The sequence below is a fragment of the Stenotrophomonas sp. 3(2025) genome (genome assembly GCF_052665395.1).
Window position 1 is genome coordinate 1 of sequence record NZ_JBQOIF010000037.1, and the last position, 14716, is coordinate 14716.

At 66.8% G+C, this 14716-nt stretch carries 15 protein-coding genes; 14 read left to right on the forward strand and 1 reads right to left on the reverse strand.

Translation table 11 applies throughout. From position 1 onward, the window contains the following. The first annotated feature begins 303 nt into the window (after window positions 1-303). From ACUXVE_RS19345 to ACUXVE_RS19405, 13 genes are all read left to right on the forward strand, one after another. Window positions 304-720: a YciI family protein gene (locus ACUXVE_RS19345; protein WP_117309414.1), complete on the forward strand. Its 417-nt coding sequence runs from the start codon at window positions 304-306 to the stop codon at window positions 718-720. Between the two features lie 39 nt (window positions 721-759). Next, window positions 760-1182 (forward strand): VOC family protein, encoded by a 423-nt coding sequence (locus ACUXVE_RS19350; RefSeq protein ID WP_025878381.1) that lies wholly within the window; start codon window positions 760-762, stop codon window positions 1180-1182. A 34-nt stretch (window positions 1183-1216) separates the two neighbouring features. After that, window positions 1217-1627, forward strand: a complete 411-nt coding sequence (locus ACUXVE_RS19355; protein ID WP_093821380.1) for a VOC family protein — start codon at window positions 1217-1219, stop codon at window positions 1625-1627. Window positions 1628-1650: 23 nt separating this feature from the next. Continuing rightward, window positions 1651-2007 carry a DUF1428 domain-containing protein gene (locus ACUXVE_RS19360; RefSeq protein WP_445514975.1) on the forward strand — a complete coding sequence of 119 codons (357 nt, stop codon included), beginning with the start codon at window positions 1651-1653 and terminating at the stop codon, window positions 2005-2007. Between the two features lie 45 nt (window positions 2008-2052). After that, the gene (locus tag ACUXVE_RS19365) at window positions 2053-3315 is read left to right on the forward strand and encodes an RNA polymerase sigma factor (protein ID WP_032977077.1); all 1263 of its coding nucleotides are present in this window, start codon (window positions 2053-2055) and stop codon (window positions 3313-3315) included. 107 nt (window positions 3316-3422) lie between these two features. Beyond that, the gene (locus tag ACUXVE_RS19370) at window positions 3423-4619 is read left to right on the forward strand and encodes a hypothetical protein (protein WP_025878385.1); all 1197 of its coding nucleotides are present in this window, start codon (window positions 3423-3425) and stop codon (window positions 4617-4619) included. After that, on the forward strand, window positions 4610-5710 hold the full coding sequence (locus tag ACUXVE_RS19375) for a hypothetical protein (protein WP_025878386.1): 1101 nt from the start codon (window positions 4610-4612) through the stop codon (window positions 5708-5710). Before ACUXVE_RS19370 ends, ACUXVE_RS19375 begins: the two co-directional genes overlap by 10 nt. 134 nt (window positions 5711-5844) lie before the next feature. Next, the gene (locus tag ACUXVE_RS19380) at window positions 5845-6519 is read left to right on the forward strand and encodes a hypothetical protein (protein ID WP_032977073.1); all 675 of its coding nucleotides are present in this window, start codon (window positions 5845-5847) and stop codon (window positions 6517-6519) included. 16 nt (window positions 6520-6535) lie between these two features. Continuing rightward, window positions 6536-8182 (forward strand): CsgG/HfaB family protein, encoded by a 1647-nt coding sequence (locus ACUXVE_RS19385; protein ID WP_222387818.1) that lies wholly within the window; start codon window positions 6536-6538, stop codon window positions 8180-8182. 330 nt (window positions 8183-8512) lie between these two features. Next, window positions 8513-10162, forward strand: coding sequence for a M28 family metallopeptidase (locus tag ACUXVE_RS19390; RefSeq protein ID WP_445514976.1), 1650 nt, complete (start codon window positions 8513-8515; stop codon window positions 10160-10162). A gap of 161 nt (window positions 10163-10323) precedes the next feature. After that, entirely contained in the window at window positions 10324-11583 is a 1260-nt protein-coding gene (locus ACUXVE_RS19395; protein ID WP_445514977.1) for a sensor histidine kinase, read from the forward strand. After that, entirely contained in the window at window positions 11573-12343 is a 771-nt protein-coding gene (locus ACUXVE_RS19400; RefSeq protein WP_033830239.1) for a LytR/AlgR family response regulator transcription factor, read from the forward strand. Before ACUXVE_RS19395 ends, ACUXVE_RS19400 begins: the two co-directional genes overlap by 11 nt. A 32-nt stretch (window positions 12344-12375) precedes the next feature. Beyond that, window positions 12376-12720: a hypothetical protein gene (locus ACUXVE_RS19405; protein ID WP_445514978.1), complete on the forward strand. Its 345-nt coding sequence runs from the start codon at window positions 12376-12378 to the stop codon at window positions 12718-12720. A gap of 39 nt (window positions 12721-12759) precedes the next feature. On the opposite strand, the gene ACUXVE_RS19410 is transcribed toward ACUXVE_RS19405, so the two are convergent. After that, a complete protein-coding gene (locus tag ACUXVE_RS19410; protein WP_025878393.1) occupies window positions 12760-13374 on the reverse strand; it encodes a hypothetical protein in 615 nt (204 codons plus the stop codon). Window positions 13375-13683: 309 nt separating this feature from the next. On the opposite strand from ACUXVE_RS19410, the gene ACUXVE_RS19415 reads away from it, so the two are divergent. Continuing rightward, window positions 13684-14613: an oxygenase MpaB family protein gene (locus ACUXVE_RS19415; protein WP_279208437.1), complete on the forward strand. Its 930-nt coding sequence runs from the start codon at window positions 13684-13686 to the stop codon at window positions 14611-14613. The last annotated feature ends 103 nt before the right edge of the window (window positions 14614-14716 follow it).

Below are 14716 nucleotides of genomic sequence, written 5' to 3' on the forward strand. Positions count from 1 at the left end.
CCGGCCAGCGGCCGGCACTACCGTGCCCGTTTACCGGAAGGGCTGGCGCTCCTCCAGCAACACAGTTGCTCCAGGGACGGATTCACGGCGTCCCCGCCAATCCCACCCGCCCAGCCTTCACTCGGAAACCCAGCTTTCAGCGACCAACCCCACCCCACCACGGAGGGGGCCCCGCCGTTCGCCGATCCCCGCCGAAGGCGCGCTCTCCGCAGGAAAAATAATTCGCACGACGGTGTCGATCCTCGCGCCCCTGGTTCGTTGTAAGAGGGAAGGGCACGCACCCGCAGCCCAGCGGAGACCGCAATGAAAGTGATGGTGATCGTCAAAGCCAACGCCGATTCCGAAGCCGGGCGCATGCCCAGCGAACAGGAACTGGCCACCATGGGCGCCTACAACGAACAACTGGTGGCCGCCGGCATCATGCTCGCCGGGGAAGGCCTGCATGCCACCCAGCGCGGCCGGCGCGTCCATTTCGGCGGTGGTACGCCCCGGGTCGAGAGCGGCCCGTTCGGCCCGGCCGGCGAGCAGATCGCCGGGTTCTGGTTGTGGGAGGTGCGCTCGCTGGACGAGGCCACCGAATGGGCCAGCCGTGCGCCCTTCGGCGCGGGCGGTGCCCTCGAACTGCGCCCGTTGATCTCCGCCGAAGACTTCGGCGAAGCCTTCACCCCTGAATTACAGCAGCAGGAACAGCGTCTGCGTGAGCAGCTCGACCGTGCCTGAGCACGGCCGCGCATTCATCCCATCCTACGGAGCATTCCCATGAAACTGATTCCCTTCCTCGGCTTCAGCGGCCAGGCCCACGACGCAATGGCGTTCTATGCCAAGGCACTTGGCGGCCAGGTCACGTCGGAGATGAAGTACCGCGACATGCCGCCGTCCGACGGCTCGCCGGGCTGCAATGAAATGCCGGCCGACACCCTCGACCATGTGGCCCACAGCCAGCTGGAGATCGGCGCGGCGATCCTGATGGCAGCCGATGGTCCCGGCGGCGGCGAGGGTGGCTCGACCACCATCAACGTCGACGTGGACAGCATCGAAGAAGCCGAGCGCGTTTTCGCGGCGCTGGCCGAGGGTGGCCAGGTGCAGATGCCGATCGCCGAAACCTTCTGGGCCCACCGCTGGGGCATGTTGACCGACCGCTACGGCAAGCCGTGGATGGTCAACTGCATGAAGCAGCCCTGAGTCCTCTTTCTTTCATCCACAAGGAGCTTTACCGATGAGTGCACCGCAACCGCAGATGATCTTCGTCAACCTGCCCGTGCAGGATCTGAACGCATCCAAGGCCTTCTTCGCCGCGCTGGGCTACAGCTTCAACCCGACCTTCACCAATGACGATGCGGCCTGCATGGTCATCAGCGAGAGCATCTTCGTGATGCTGCTGACCCAGCCGTTCTTCAAGCAGTTCACCAACAAGTCGATTGCCGATGCGCACAGCCACACCGAGGTGATCACCTGCCTGTCGGCCGACAGCCGCAAGGCGGTGGACGTGATGGTGGACAAGGCGCTCGCGGCGGGTGCCAGCGAACCGCAACCGGCGCGCGACTACGGTTTCATGTACCAGCGCGGCTTCCAGGACCTGGATGGGCATCTCTGGGAAATCGCACACATGGACGGCGAGCCGGGCTGACGGCCGCCGCAGGGAGAATCCCCATGGCTTACGTGGATGCTTACGTGCTGCCGTGCCCACAGGACAAGGTGGCGGCCTACCGCCGCCTTGCCCGCAAGGCCGGTGCAGTGTGGAAGGACCATGGCGCGCTGCAGTACATGGAATGCGTGGCCGATGACGTGCAACCCGGCAAATCGACCTCATTCCCGCAGGCGGTGAAGCTCAAGCCCGGCGAAACGGTGATCGTGGCCTTCGTGGTGTTCCGCACGCGTGCCGCGCGCGACCGCATCAACAAGAAGGTGATGGCCGACCCGCGGCTGGCGCATATCGGCCCGAAGGACATGCCGTTCGATACCAAGCGCATGTTCTGGGGCGGCTTCAAGCCGATCGTGGAAGCGTGAACGCCGGCGCTTGTGCGGGCCGGGCTCGCATGCTGTGATCGGCGCATGCACGAGCCCGCCCTGAGCCAGCGCCTGGACACCCTCTGGCGGATGGAATCGCCAGTGTTGATCGCGCGCCTGGCGCGGCTGCTCGGCGGCGATGTCGGTCGTGCCGAAGAGCTGGCCCAGGACACCTGGCTGGCCGCGCTGGAGCGTTGGCCGGTGCAGGGCATCCCGGACAATCCTGGAGCCTGGCTGATGACCACCGCGCGCAACCGTGCCATCGATGTGCTGCGCCAGCACCGTCGGGTGGCGCAGCAGCATGCGCAATGGGGAGAGGAACTGCATCCGGCCGCATTGCCCGCGCCCGACGACAGCCAGGCGCTGGAAGACGACATCGGCGATGACCTGCTGCGGCTGATGTTCGTGGCCTGCCATCCAGTCCTGCCTGCCGACGCGCGGGTAGCGCTGAGCCTGCGCCTGCTGGGCGGGCTGACCACGACCGAGATCGCCCGCGCGTTCCTGCAGCCGGAGCCGACCATCGCCCAGCGCATCGTGCGTGCCAAGCGCACGTTGGCGCAGAAGCAGATCCCCTACGAAGTGCCGCGTGCCGATGCATTGCCGGAGCGACTGGCCTCGGTGCTGGAGGCGATCTACCTGGTGTTCAACGAAGGCTATGCAGCCAGTGCAGGCGACGACTGGATGCGACCGGCGCTGTGCGCCGAGGCGCTGCGGCTGGCGCGCATCCTCGCCCATCGCATGCCGGTGCCGCCGGTACTGGGTCTGTTGGCGCTGATGGAACTGCAGGCCTCGCGCGCGGCGGCACGGGTGGATGCGCAGGGTGCGCCGATCCTGCTGGACCAGCAGAACCGGGCGCGCTGGGACTGGCTGCAGATCGAACGCGGCCAGCAGGCACTGGCGCGTGCGGTGTCGGCGGGCGGCGGCGATGACCCCTATGTGCTGCAGGCGCGGATCGCTTTCTGCCATGCCAGTGCGCGGCGTGCCGAAGACACCGACTGGGCGCGCATCGCTGCACTGTATGCGCAGCTGCTGCAGGTAATGCCATCGCCGGTGGTGGCATTGAACCGGGTGGTGGCGGTGTCGCGCAGCGAAGGCGCGTTCGCGGCATGGGCACTGTTGCAGCCGCTGCTGGATGAGCCCCGCCTGCAGGGCTACGCACCGCTGATGGTGGTGCGCGGCGAACTGCTGCAGCAGTTGGGGCGGGAGCAGGACGCGCGTGACGCATTCGCCTCGGCAGCGGCGTTGAGCCAGAACCAGGCAGAGCGGACCCTGCTGCGGCAACGGGCCGGCCTTCCGCAGGAAAATTGAAGCCGACAAGGTCAGCACTTGTCGGTTTGCCCCGGAGCGGCTATGTTTCGCGCCCAGCGGGCGTGTTCGCGCCTGTCATTCGTGTGTCGTGACCGAGGAGCGGTTGGATGTTTTCAAGGACGAAGAGCGCACCGCGCGCTTTTGCGCGCCTGCTTGCCTATGCCCTGTGCCTGGCCGTATGGCCGTTGGCCAGCCAGGCCGCAGACAAATCGCAGCAGGCCTACTGGGCCGGCTTTGCCTATACCGCTGACGCCGCCGCCGTACAGGCGACCACCCCGCACGCGCATGCCGTGCTGGAAAAGCGTGGCCTGATTCCGCTCAACCAGACCCTGGCACAGGCGCTCAAGCGCCGCGCGCCGGCCAACCTGGAACTGATCGACCAGCCGGTGGCGATGCTCGACGGCACCACCAGTGCCGTGGTGCTGGCCGCTGCGCTGGACCGCGAGCTGGTATCGGTCGAACCGATCGGCGACCAGTACAAGGTGCTGGTGGAAGTGGCACTGCAGGCGCTGTTCTTCGATTTCCGCGAGCGCCAGGTGATCGCCTCCTATCCGCTTACCCTGCAGCGCATCGACGTGCAGGAGTACCGCCCGGACAGCGACGATATCGATGCGATCGTCGCCGATCTGCTGTACGGCGGTGCCGATACCAGCCTGTCGCAGGTGCTGGCCACCACCCTGGCCCAGGCCAAGCTGCCGGAAGCGGCCACGCGTCGCCTGCAGGTGGGTGCGGTGACCTTGTCCGACGCCACGCTGGCCAAGCTGCCCGACCCGAAGTGGGCCGGTCCGCTGCGCGCCACGCTGGCACACGAACTGTCCAAGACGCTGTCGTCCAATACCGGTGTCGGCCTGCTGCCGCCGGCTTCGGGCCAGGCGATCGGCGGTGCCATGGCCGCGCGCTTTGCCGACGGCAAGGTCTACCAGCTGAAGATCCCCGAGGCCGACTACGTCATCAGCCTGCAGGTGGATGCGCTGAAGAACGGCGTCATCAGTGAAACGCCGGCGATGAAGACGATGCTGTTCGGCGCCTTCTTCACCGCCAAGGTCACCGAGCCGTTCTCCGGCAAGGTGTACTTCGAACAGCCGCTGCGCAAGGGCGCCACCAAGGTGGTGCCGGTCACGCAGTGGCAGGTCGACCAGTGGTCGGCCAGCTACGAAACCCTGCTGGCCGGCTTCGATGCCTTCGCCGGCGCCGCCGCCAAGCGCGCCGACTCGCGCGCCTGGCTGGACGAGCAGAAGCCCGGCGGACGCCCGCTGCAGCAACAGACCCAAGCCCTCCAGGAGTTGATCAAATCATGTCGTTGATGCGTACCATCCTGCTCATCCTCATCGCCCTGGCGGTGGCCTCGCCGGTCGCCGCGCAGACCGCCAGCTCGCGCGGTACCGGTTCGGCCAGCTACAGCCTGCGCCTGAGTGCCGATACCCGTGCGCAGGCCCTGAACAAGGCCAAGGCCAATGCACTGGAGGCGTACATCGCCGAATCCGGTGCGGCCAAGCTGCGCCTGTTCGAATCGCGTCGCGCCGAGTTCCTCGGTGAAATCGACCGCTACGTGCTCAGCGCCGTGCAGCTGTCGGACAACGAAGACAAGAAGGCCAAGACCTACAGCGTCACCGTCCGCGCCGAAATCAACACCACCCTGCTGCAGACCAAGCTGGATGCCGGTTCGGCCGTGGCCGGTGCCACCGCCGCACAGCGCTCGCTGCTGACCTTCCTGTTCATGGCGCGCTCGCAGGACACCGTGCAGTCGTTCCAGGACAAGGAATACCGCCGCGTCGACGCCAGCAGCAGCTACAGCGAGAACACCCGTGAGGGCGACAGCTTCCGCGGCAACTCGGTCAGCACCAACGGCAGCATCAACCAGAACGGTTCGGTGTCGGTTACCAGCGGCGGCAGCACCACCGCCCGCAGCGACAACATCAGCTGGAAGGTGGCCAACGCCGCCGAAGTCAACACGGCCATGACCGGTGCCTTCAGCGCCGCCGGCTACGAAGTGGTTGAAGCCGAATACGTGGAAGGCGAGTCGCGCGGCCTGCTCAGCATCGAGCGCATCCGCAAGGACTTCAGCACCGGCAACGATCTCTCCGCGGCCACCCTGCGCGATACCGCCAACGGCATCCGCGCGGCGAACATCCCGTACATCGCCGTCGGTACCCTCGACGTTGGCATGCGCGACCGTGATCCGGCCAGCGGCAACACCCGCGTGTTCGTCACTGTCACCGGCAAGGTGCTGGACGTGACCGGTCGCTTCCCGCGCACCGTGTCGTCGGTGGGCCCGGTGCAGTTCTCCGGTACAGGCCCGAACGAAACCGTCGCCCGCACCAATGCACTGCAGCTGGCTGCCGAAAAGGCCGCCCAGCAGATGATCAACGAACTGAACGTCAAGGCGGTCCGCTGACGTTACTGCTGCGCTCGCCGGGCATGGCCCGGCGTTACCGGCCCTGGTGGATGCCGAGCGTGCTCGGCACTGACCCGCTGCTATCCCCGATCCCGCGCGCCGCATTGCGGCCGTCTCTCCCAAAGGACTCTTCCATGATCCGTAATACCGCTCTCGTCGTGGCCATCGCGGCCGCCACCCTGTCGATGCCGGCCCACGCCCAGTTCGGCAAGCTGAAGGACCTGGCCGGCGGCGCCACCGGCACCTCCAGCAGCAGCGCCAGCGCTGCCGCTCCGGACGAAGCCGCGCAGGAAGCGCTGGTCCGTCGTTTCGTCAGCTCGCAGTCGCACTCGCTGCAGGCACAGACCTCCTTCGCCCGTGCCTTCGGCCTGGCCGAGCAAGTGCAGCTGCTGGAAGCCGAGCGCCAGGCGCTGTCGTCCGGTTCGGTGAACGTCGATGCGATGAAGAAGTCGGTGTCGGTCAGCGAAGCCGCCCAGGCCGCCATCGACGAGCGCCAGGCCGCACAGCCGGAACTGAACGCTGAATCCAAGCAGCACTACGCCGAAGGCCTGGTCTCGCTGCTGGCCTCGGCTGCCGAAGCACAGAAGCTGAGCGGCGAAGCCAGCGGCTTTGCGGCCGGCATGAAGAACCTGGGCGCCACCCAGATGGCCACCGTTGGCCGCAAGCTGGCCGCCGGTGCCTGGGTTGCCAAGGAATCGCCGGGCTTCATCAAGGGCCTGTACGGCTCGACCAAGTCGGCTGTGACCTTCGCCAAGAAGAGCAAGGTGAAGGTGCCGTCCAACGCCGATTCGATGCTGGATTCGCTCTGATACGAGGCAGCTCCGCATGCGTACGACGACTCGATTGATCGGCCTGGGCCTGGCAGCGGCCCTGCTGGCAGCCTGCGGCAAGCAGGATGCACCGGCAGAAACCGCTCCGGCCAAGGACAAGGCTGCCAGTGCACTGGCCAGCAATGCGCCGGTGCAGGAAGCGCCCCTGCGTGGCACGCCGGATTTCGGCGGCACCACCCAGGTCGCGCGTGAAGCCGACGGTATCGGCAGCACCCCGGAACTGGCGGTGCTGGCGGCATTGCAGTCGGCCGTGGCCCAGGTCAACGGCGTACGCGTGGCCAGCCAGATGCAGAGCCTGCGCGCAGGCCTGCATGTGGACGTGGATGGTGAACACGTCGGCGATATCCGCGCCGACGCGTTCTCCCAGCAGATGATTGCCGGCTCGCAGGGCGCGGTGCTGGGCTATGAAATCCTCTCGCAGGATGAAGTGAGCCAGCTCGACGAAGAAACCATCGCCCGCGTGCGCGCCAGCGACGAAGGCTGGAGCTTCAAGGGGTCGGCCTCGGCCAGCGCTTCCGGCGAAGCCTCCGCCAAGGGCGGCTCGGCCTCGGCCAGCGTCAAGGAGAACTACGAAGAGCAGGTCAAGGTAGACGCCAAGCGCGGTGCCAGCTCCTTCGATTCGGATGTTACCCGGCGCAGCATGCGCAGCTACTGGAAGGTGCGTGTCCGCGCGCAGATTGCCCAGTACCGCGCACCGGACGAAGAAGGCAAGCCGAAGATCGTGGTGGCCCTGCCGCGCACCAAGTCGGGCAGCTATGCCGTTGGCGATGGCCGGGTGAACGCCGACGAGGTCGCCCAGGCGATCCGCGCGCGGCTGTCCGACACGCTTACCCAGACCCAGCGCTTCATCGTGCTGGACCGCGAGTTCGGCGACGAACTGCAGGCCGAGATCGACCACATCAACAGTGGCAACGTGCGCCTGCAGGACACCGCGCGCGTCGGCCAGCAGCTGGCGACCGACCTGATCCTGATTCCGACCATTGAACGCTTCGAGTACCCGCGCAGCGTGCGCAACCTGCGCATGTCCGATCGCCAGGTGACCTCGTATTCCGGTGGCGGCCGCATCACCCTGCGCCTGGTCAATGCCACCACCGGCCAGGTGGTGATGTCCGACAGCTTCGACCATCAGTTGGCCTCGACCGGCCCCAGCACGCTGCCGCGCGTGGTCAACGGCCGCAGCATGGCCGCCTCGATGATGGACTCGCTGTCCGCGCAGATCGGCAGCACGATCGTCACCACGCTGTTCCCGGTGTCGGTGGTGTCCGTCGATGGCGACCAGGTGGTGCTGAGCCAGGGCGGTGACACCGTGCAGGTGGGCCAGCGCTGGCAGGCCGTGCGCCTGGGCGAAGAGCTGAAGGACCCGCAGACCGGCCGTTCGCTCGGCCGCAGCGAGCATCCGTGCTGCACCATCCGCATCGACCGCGTTGCCGCGCAGACCTCCTACGGGACCCTGGAAGAGGGCGTCGACGCGATGCGCGGTGGTTTCCGCCCCGGCCAGATCGAACTGCGCCAGAAGCTGGGCAGCAAGCCCAAGGCCACCGCCGGCGCAACCGCATCGGCCGCCCCGGCCGCCGCAGCGCGTCCGGCCAGCAAGCCCAAGCCCAAGCCCGCCGCCGCCCCGGCCGAAGACCCGAACTGGTAAGACACCTCGGTTCGAGGCACGTGGGGGTCAGAGACCTTTCCCGCCGGGAAAGGGATCTGACCCCTTCTTGTTTCTGCTGATCCACGCATGGCGTGGATCTACTGTGTCGACCAAGGTCGACACCTACCAAGAGCATCACACGCCGTTCCGACAGATCGCAGAAATCTGTCCAAGGCGGGGAGGGTCCGGTTGCGGGGGGGGGCCGCGGCATGGATGCCGCGGCTTGCCGGGCCAGCGGCCGGCACTACCGCGGCTGCCGAGTGCAGGGCGCAGCCCTGCCGAACCTCTTACCCCTTACACTCCAGAACGATTTCCCTGCTGGAGAGAGCAATGAAGCGAGCAGTACTGGGCGTGCTGGCCCTGTCGGTGTCGAGCGCACTGATGGCGGCCACCCCGAAATTCGATGGCGCGCGGATCTCCGCCGACGTCAAGGAACTGGCCTCCGACGCCTACGAAGGCCGCTCCCCGGCCACCGCCGGCGAACAGAAGACCATCGCCTTCCTCAGCAAGCAGTTCGCCGACGCCGGCCTGCAGCCCGGCGGCGACCTGAAGGACGGCAAGCGCCTGTGGACCCAGGCCGTGCCGCTGCGCAAGGGCGACATCGTCGGCACCCCGCAGCTGTCGCTGCAGCAGGGCGGCAAGACCATCGCGCTGGAGCAGGGCAAGCAGATCGCCGTGCGTGCAGCCATGAACGGCGCCACCAACGTGGATATCAGCAAGGCACCGCTGGTGTTCCTCGGCTATGGCGTAAAGGCGCCGGAGCGCAACTGGGACGACTTCAAGGGCGTGGACCTGAAGGGCAAGATCGCCGTCGTGCTGATCAACGACCCGGACTTCGAGACCGGCAAGGGCGACTTCGACGGCAAGGGCATGACCTGGTATGGCCGTTGGCCGTACAAGTACGAAGAAGGCGCACGCCAGGGTGCACTCGGTGTGCTGATCGTGCATGAGACCGCCCCGGCGTCGTATGGCTGGGCCACGGTGGCCGGCTCCAACACCAACACCATGTTCGACGTGGTGCGCGACAATCCGGCTGACAGTCATCCGCTGCTGGAAGGCTGGATCCAGCGCGATCTGGCGGTCGAACTGTTCCGCTCGGCCGGGCAGAATTTCGAGGCACTGAAGAAGAAGGCGCAGCAGCGCGACTTCACCCCGGTGCCGCTGACCGGCGCCAGCCTGGATGCGAAGTACGCGGTGAAGACCGAAGTGATCACCTCGCACAACGTGGCCGCGCGCCTGGAAGGCAGCACGCATCCGGACGAGACCGTCATCTACAGCGCGCATTGGGACCACATTGGCGTGGGCGAGCCCGACGCACGCGGCGACCGCATCTTCAACGGCGCGCTGGACAACGCCAGCGGCACCGCCTCGCTGATCGAACTGGCGCGTGGCTTCGCCAAGGCACCGCGTCCGCAGCGTTCGGTCGTGTTCCTGGCGGTAACCGCCGAGGAGAAGGGCCTGCTGGGTTCGGAGTACTACGCAACGCACCCGCTGTACCCGCTGGAAAAGACCGTGGCGATGATCAACATGGACGGCATGGCGCCGTTCGGCCCGTCGCGCGATTTCGGCATCTACGGCGCTGCGCGCTTCGAGCTGCTGGACCAGCTGAAGGACGTGGCCAAGGGCTGGGACATCCGCTACACGCCGGACCCGAAGCCGGAGGCCGGCCTGTTCTTCCGCTCCGACCACTTCCCGTTCGCCAAGCGTGGCGTGCCCGCGCTGTCCTGGTCGGCCGGGCAGGACTGGGTGGACGGTGGCGTCGCGGCGGGCAAGAAGGCGTCCGAGGACTACACCGCCAAGCGTTACCACCAGCAGGGCGACGAGTGGCAGCCGGACTGGGTGTTTGCAGGCGCTGCCCGCGACCTGGAAGTGCTGTACACCCTGGGCAACCAGCTGGCCAATTCGCGCGGCTGGCCGAACTGGAGCAAGGACGAGGCGTTCCGCGCCGTGCGTGACGCCAGCGCCGACCAGCGCAGATAAGCGTAGGCGGGGTGCCACCCCGCCACACCTGGTAGCGCCGGGCCATGCCCGGCGTTTCCGTGAGGGCTTCCATCGCCGCTTTCCGGCCCTTCGTCGCACATCGCTTGTTTGCCCGAAGGGCCGCTCTATGCTCGGCTCACCCCTTCCACCAAGGCGCCGCCGTGATCGCCAGCTTCTCCCTCATCATCCGTCATCTGCTGGCCTGGGCCGCGGCGCTGTTCGTTGCCGGCATGGTCTGGAGTGGCATCTTCAGCGGCATGAACGACGGCCCAGGCTGGGTGTTCGGGCTGCTGGTGATGTTCCTGATGATTTCCGCGCTGGGCAGCGCGATCACCCACGTGCGCCGGGTCTGGCTGGTGGCCGGTCGCCTCGATGGCGCCACCTTGTCCGGCCGCCAGCGCCGGCAGATCGAACTGCCGATGGATGCCGGCCAGGCCTTCGCAGTGGTCGAGGCTGCCGTCGGCGAACTGCCGCGGGTGGAAGAGGTGGAGAGTTCTGCCGGCAGTCTGCAGGTACGTGCCTATGTGCGGCGCGTCGACCTGTGGAACGGCCGGCAACCGTCGCGCTGGAACCTGCCGGCGCGGCTGGCGATCAAACGCAACAGCGTGCTGGCCACGGTAACGCCGGGGCAGGGCACCAGCACCGTCACCCTGCTGTTCGAACCGGACGCCGGCTGGTGGGCCGATCTGCTGGCACTGGATGAAGGGAGCAACTATGAGAACGCCGAAGCGGTGACCCGTGCGATCAGCCGCCGCGTGGCTGACCAGCGCCGCGACGAGCAGGCCGCTGCCGAACAGACCCAGGTGGAAAAGGAACTGTCGGTCGCGCGCTTGAACCTGCTGCACGCGCAGGTCGAGCCGCACTTCCTGTACAACTCGCTGGCCAATGCACAGGTGCTGACCCGCACCGACCCGGCGCGCGCCGAGCAGATGCTCGGCCACCTGATCCAGTACCTGCGCAGTTCGCTGCCGCAGGTGGATGAATCGGTTTCCACGCTGGGCGTAGAGCTGGAACGTACCCGCGCCTATCTGGAAATCCTGCGCATCCGCATGGGCGCACGGCTGGCGGTGGAAGTGCAGGTGCCCAGCGAGCTGCACGAAGTGAAGATGCCGGCGATGGCGCTGCAGACCCTGGTCGAGAATGCGATCAAGCACGGCCTGGAGCCCAAGCCCGGCGGCGGCACGATCTGGATCCTCGCGCGGGGTTTCGATGACCATGTCACCGTGACGGTCGCCGACGATGGGCTCGGTTTCGGACAGGGCACCAGCGGCACCGGCATCGGCCTGAAGAACCTGCGCGAGCGCCTGCGCTTGACCTGCGGCGAGCAGGCCGGAGTGGCGATCGTGGCCAATTTCCCCAGTGGTGTAGCCGCAACCATGACCCTGCCGCAGTCGGCCAAGGAGCCCAGCCATGCCGCTTGAAGCGCTGATTGCCGAAGACGAGGAGCTGCTGCGGCACTCGCTGGTCGAGCAGCTCGGGCGGCTGTGGCCGGAGCTGAAGCTGGTGGCCGAATGCGAGGACGGTGCCAGTGCGCTGGAACAGCTGGCCGAGAAGCAGCCGGACATTGCCTTCCTCGACATCCGCATGCCCGGCATCAGCGGCATCGAAGTGGCGCGGTCATTGGCCGAACTGAGCCCGCGCACGCAGGTGGTGTTCGTCACCGCCTACGACCAGTACGCCATCGATGCCTTCGAGCAGGGCGCGATGGATTACCTGCTCAAGCCGGTCAGTGACGAACGGCTGCTGGCCACGCGCGATCGCATTCTTTCGCGGCTGCCATCCACGCGACAGGACGATGCGGTGCTGGAGCGCCTGCTGCAGCGCCTGGGTGCAGGCCCGGCCGCCAACGACCGGCCACCCCTGGCCTGGATCACCGCCAGCAATGGCCGCGATACGCAGCTGATCATGCTCGACGATGTGATCTATTTCCGTGCTGACAACAAGTACACCACCGTGGTCACTGCCGCCGGCGAAAGCCTGCTGCGCACACCGCTGCGCGAGCTGCTGGAAGTGCTCGATCCGCTGCACTTCCGCCAGGTACATCGCTCCACCATCGTCAACATGAAGGCGGTGGCAGCCGTCAGCCGCGACGATACCGGCCGTGGCGTGCTGCGCCTGCGCCAGCGTGCCGAGACCCTGGTGGTCAGCCAGCCGTTCATGAGCCTGTTCCGCGGCATGTAGCCGCAGCCATTGCCATCCACTGAGGAACGAACATGCGCCGTATCCTGCTTGTAGGTGTCGCCGTGCTGGCCATCGCCGGCTGCGAAAAGTCCAGCAACACCTCCATCACCCGCACCAATGCCAATGGCGTGGACACGCTGTACAGCAAGAGCACGGTGGTCGATGGCGTGGCGCGTTTCGAATGCATCGCCAGCAGCAGTGGCCAATGCCATTACCTGGTGCTGGCGCCGGGCTGCAGCACCGACACCGCTTGCGCGACGCCGCCGCTGCGCCGGTTCGAGGTGGCCGCAGGCAAGACCGAGCAGGTCAGTGGCCTGCCGAAGGACTTCCGCCAGTGCGTCAGCGACGTGCAGAAAGAACAATGCCACCGTGACTGAGCACGGTGGCATTGTGGCTCCCCCCGGATTGCGTTCGGCTCAGTAAGCCGGCTGCAGCGTCATGTCGTGATGGTGTTCGGTTTCACCGACATGATTCAGGCGACCCACCAGTTCGGAGTGCTGCTTCATGCGCCCGATCTCGGTCATGATGCGGATGTCCTCGTGGCGCAGCTCGCGCTTGGCGGTGACCGCCTGCTTGTAGTCCAGCACTTCCGGATAGTGTTCAGCCAGGTCCAGCGCTTCGGCCACGTGCTCGACGCTGTCGGCCTTGGAGGTGATGCGCGCGCGGCTGTTGAAGGCCTTCATCCAGCGTTCGAAGCCCGCTGTGCGGTCGAACATGTTGGCCATGAACCAGATCACGAACAGGATCGAGATCCACGAGCCGAACACCACGACCACGCGGGTGAAGGTGATGTGGTAATCGTCGCGCCACAGGTAATTGGTGATCAGGCCGAGGATCAGCAGCGAAGCCGCCTGCCATCCGACGATCGAAGTGATCAGCCATTGGCACTTGGCCTGGGCAAGCACCGCCACTTCATCGCGGATCTGCTGTTCGCTGAGGCTGCGCCAGTGCGCGACCTGTTTTTCGAACGGGCTGCTGTAGAGCTCGTTGTCGCGAAGCAGTAATCCCAAACCCTTGAACAAAGCAATCATGGCTGGCTCCTTGTGGAACGTGCGGCGATCTGCAGTGGACGGTGTGGCGGGTTCAGTTCTAGCACTTCCAGCGAGCGGTGCAATGGCCCCAAGGCCACGCGGCACAAGGGCTCAGCCTGAACAGGTGAATATTGGTGCGCCGCAGCATTGCCCGCGTGGCCTGCGACAAGATGTCGCAGGGTGAAATGTGCTGCGCGCGCACATGAAACCGACGCTGAGCGGATGGGCTCGCTGTGCCGGTCGTGATCGACCAGAATCGGGGTGGACCGCGCAGGACGCGGTCCGTCCCTCCGCCGATCTGGACCCGTGATGCCGCCCTTGCTGCACCGTCTTTCCCGCCCCGTCACCGCGCCGATCCGGCGCTGGGTCCTGGATGCGTTTCCGCGTGGCCAGAGCGGCATCGACTACGACCATCCACTGGGCGATCCCGGCTGGTTCGGGCCGGACAGCGTGACCTGGCGGATGCACGCTGAGCTGCCCTCGATGCTGGCCGGCGGTCTGTGTGCGCTGATGCTGCAGACGCTGCATCCGCGCGCGCTGGCCGGTGTCTACGATCATTCCAATTTCCGCCAGGACCTGGTCGGCCGCCTGCGCCGTACCACTGCTTTCGTGGCCGGCACCAGCTACGCGCCGGCGCGCGAGGTGGAAGCGCTGGTGGCCAAGGTGCGGCGCATCCACGCGCAGGTCCGCGGGCATACCGCGCAGGGTGAGCCGTATGCCGCCGATGATCCGCACCTGCTGACGTGGGTGCACGTGACCGAGGCCTACGGCTTCCTGCAGGGCTATCGCCGCTACGGGCGCGAGGTGCCTGCCGCGATCGCCGACCGCTATTACGACGAGTACCGCTGCGTGGCCGAAGCGCTGGGCGCGGTGGACGTACCACGCAGTGCAGCGGAAGTGGATGCGTATTTCTGTGCACGGCAGCCGGAGCTGGTGGTGGACGAACGCTCACGCGAAGTATTGCAGGTGCTGTCCGCCGTGCGCCTGCCGGTGCCGGTGCCCGGCCTGTCGCGCGAGATCTTCCTCGGTGCCGGTGCCGCGCTGCTGCCGGACTGGGCCGAGGGCATGCTCGAGCGCAGCACGCGCCAGCGTGCGCAGGCCGCAGCTTCGGCGAAGCTGATGCAGGGCATGGCGCCGCTGTTCCGCCGCGCGCTGCCCGATGGCCTGGCCAGCCGCGCCTGCGCCCGCGTGGGTGTGCCGGTGGAATCGTTGCGCGAGTGGCCGGCATTGCCCCGGTAAACGCCGACCTTGGTCGGTGCGCTTTGCCGCGGTTCCCATCCATGCGATGCGTGGATGGCGGAAGAACGCCAACCAAGGTTGGCGTCTACCCATGGAAATAAAA

What these genes read in the sequence shown, in the direction of transcription:
- ACUXVE_RS19345 (WP_117309414.1), top strand. Translation starts at nt 304, where the DNA reads ATGAAAGTGATGGTGATCGTCAAAGCCAACGCCGATTCCGAAGCCGGG.
- ACUXVE_RS19350 (WP_025878381.1), top strand. Translation starts at nt 760, where the DNA reads ATGAAACTGATTCCCTTCCTCGGCTTCAGCGGCCAGGCCCACGACGCA.
- ACUXVE_RS19355 (WP_093821380.1), top strand. Translation starts at nt 1,217, where the DNA reads ATGAGTGCACCGCAACCGCAGATGATCTTCGTCAACCTGCCCGTGCAG.
- ACUXVE_RS19360 (WP_445514975.1), top strand. Translation starts at nt 1,651, where the DNA reads ATGGCTTACGTGGATGCTTACGTGCTGCCGTGCCCACAGGACAAGGTG.
- ACUXVE_RS19365 (WP_032977077.1), top strand. Translation starts at nt 2,053, where the DNA reads ATGCACGAGCCCGCCCTGAGCCAGCGCCTGGACACCCTCTGGCGGATG.
- ACUXVE_RS19370 (WP_025878385.1), top strand. Translation starts at nt 3,423, where the DNA reads ATGTTTTCAAGGACGAAGAGCGCACCGCGCGCTTTTGCGCGCCTGCTT.
- ACUXVE_RS19375 (WP_025878386.1), top strand. Translation starts at nt 4,610, where the DNA reads ATGTCGTTGATGCGTACCATCCTGCTCATCCTCATCGCCCTGGCGGTG.
- ACUXVE_RS19380 (WP_032977073.1), top strand. Translation starts at nt 5,845, where the DNA reads ATGATCCGTAATACCGCTCTCGTCGTGGCCATCGCGGCCGCCACCCTG.
- ACUXVE_RS19385 (WP_222387818.1), top strand. Translation starts at nt 6,536, where the DNA reads ATGCGTACGACGACTCGATTGATCGGCCTGGGCCTGGCAGCGGCCCTG.
- ACUXVE_RS19390 (WP_445514976.1), top strand. Translation starts at nt 8,513, where the DNA reads ATGAAGCGAGCAGTACTGGGCGTGCTGGCCCTGTCGGTGTCGAGCGCA.
- ACUXVE_RS19400 (WP_033830239.1), top strand. Translation starts at nt 11,573, where the DNA reads ATGCCGCTTGAAGCGCTGATTGCCGAAGACGAGGAGCTGCTGCGGCAC.
- ACUXVE_RS19405 (WP_445514978.1), top strand. Translation starts at nt 12,376, where the DNA reads ATGCGCCGTATCCTGCTTGTAGGTGTCGCCGTGCTGGCCATCGCCGGC.
- ACUXVE_RS19410 (WP_025878393.1), bottom strand. Translation starts at nt 13,374, where the DNA reads ATGATTGCTTTGTTCAAGGGTTTGGGATTACTGCTTCGCGACAACGAG.
- ACUXVE_RS19415 (WP_279208437.1), top strand. Translation starts at nt 13,684, where the DNA reads ATGCCGCCCTTGCTGCACCGTCTTTCCCGCCCCGTCACCGCGCCGATC.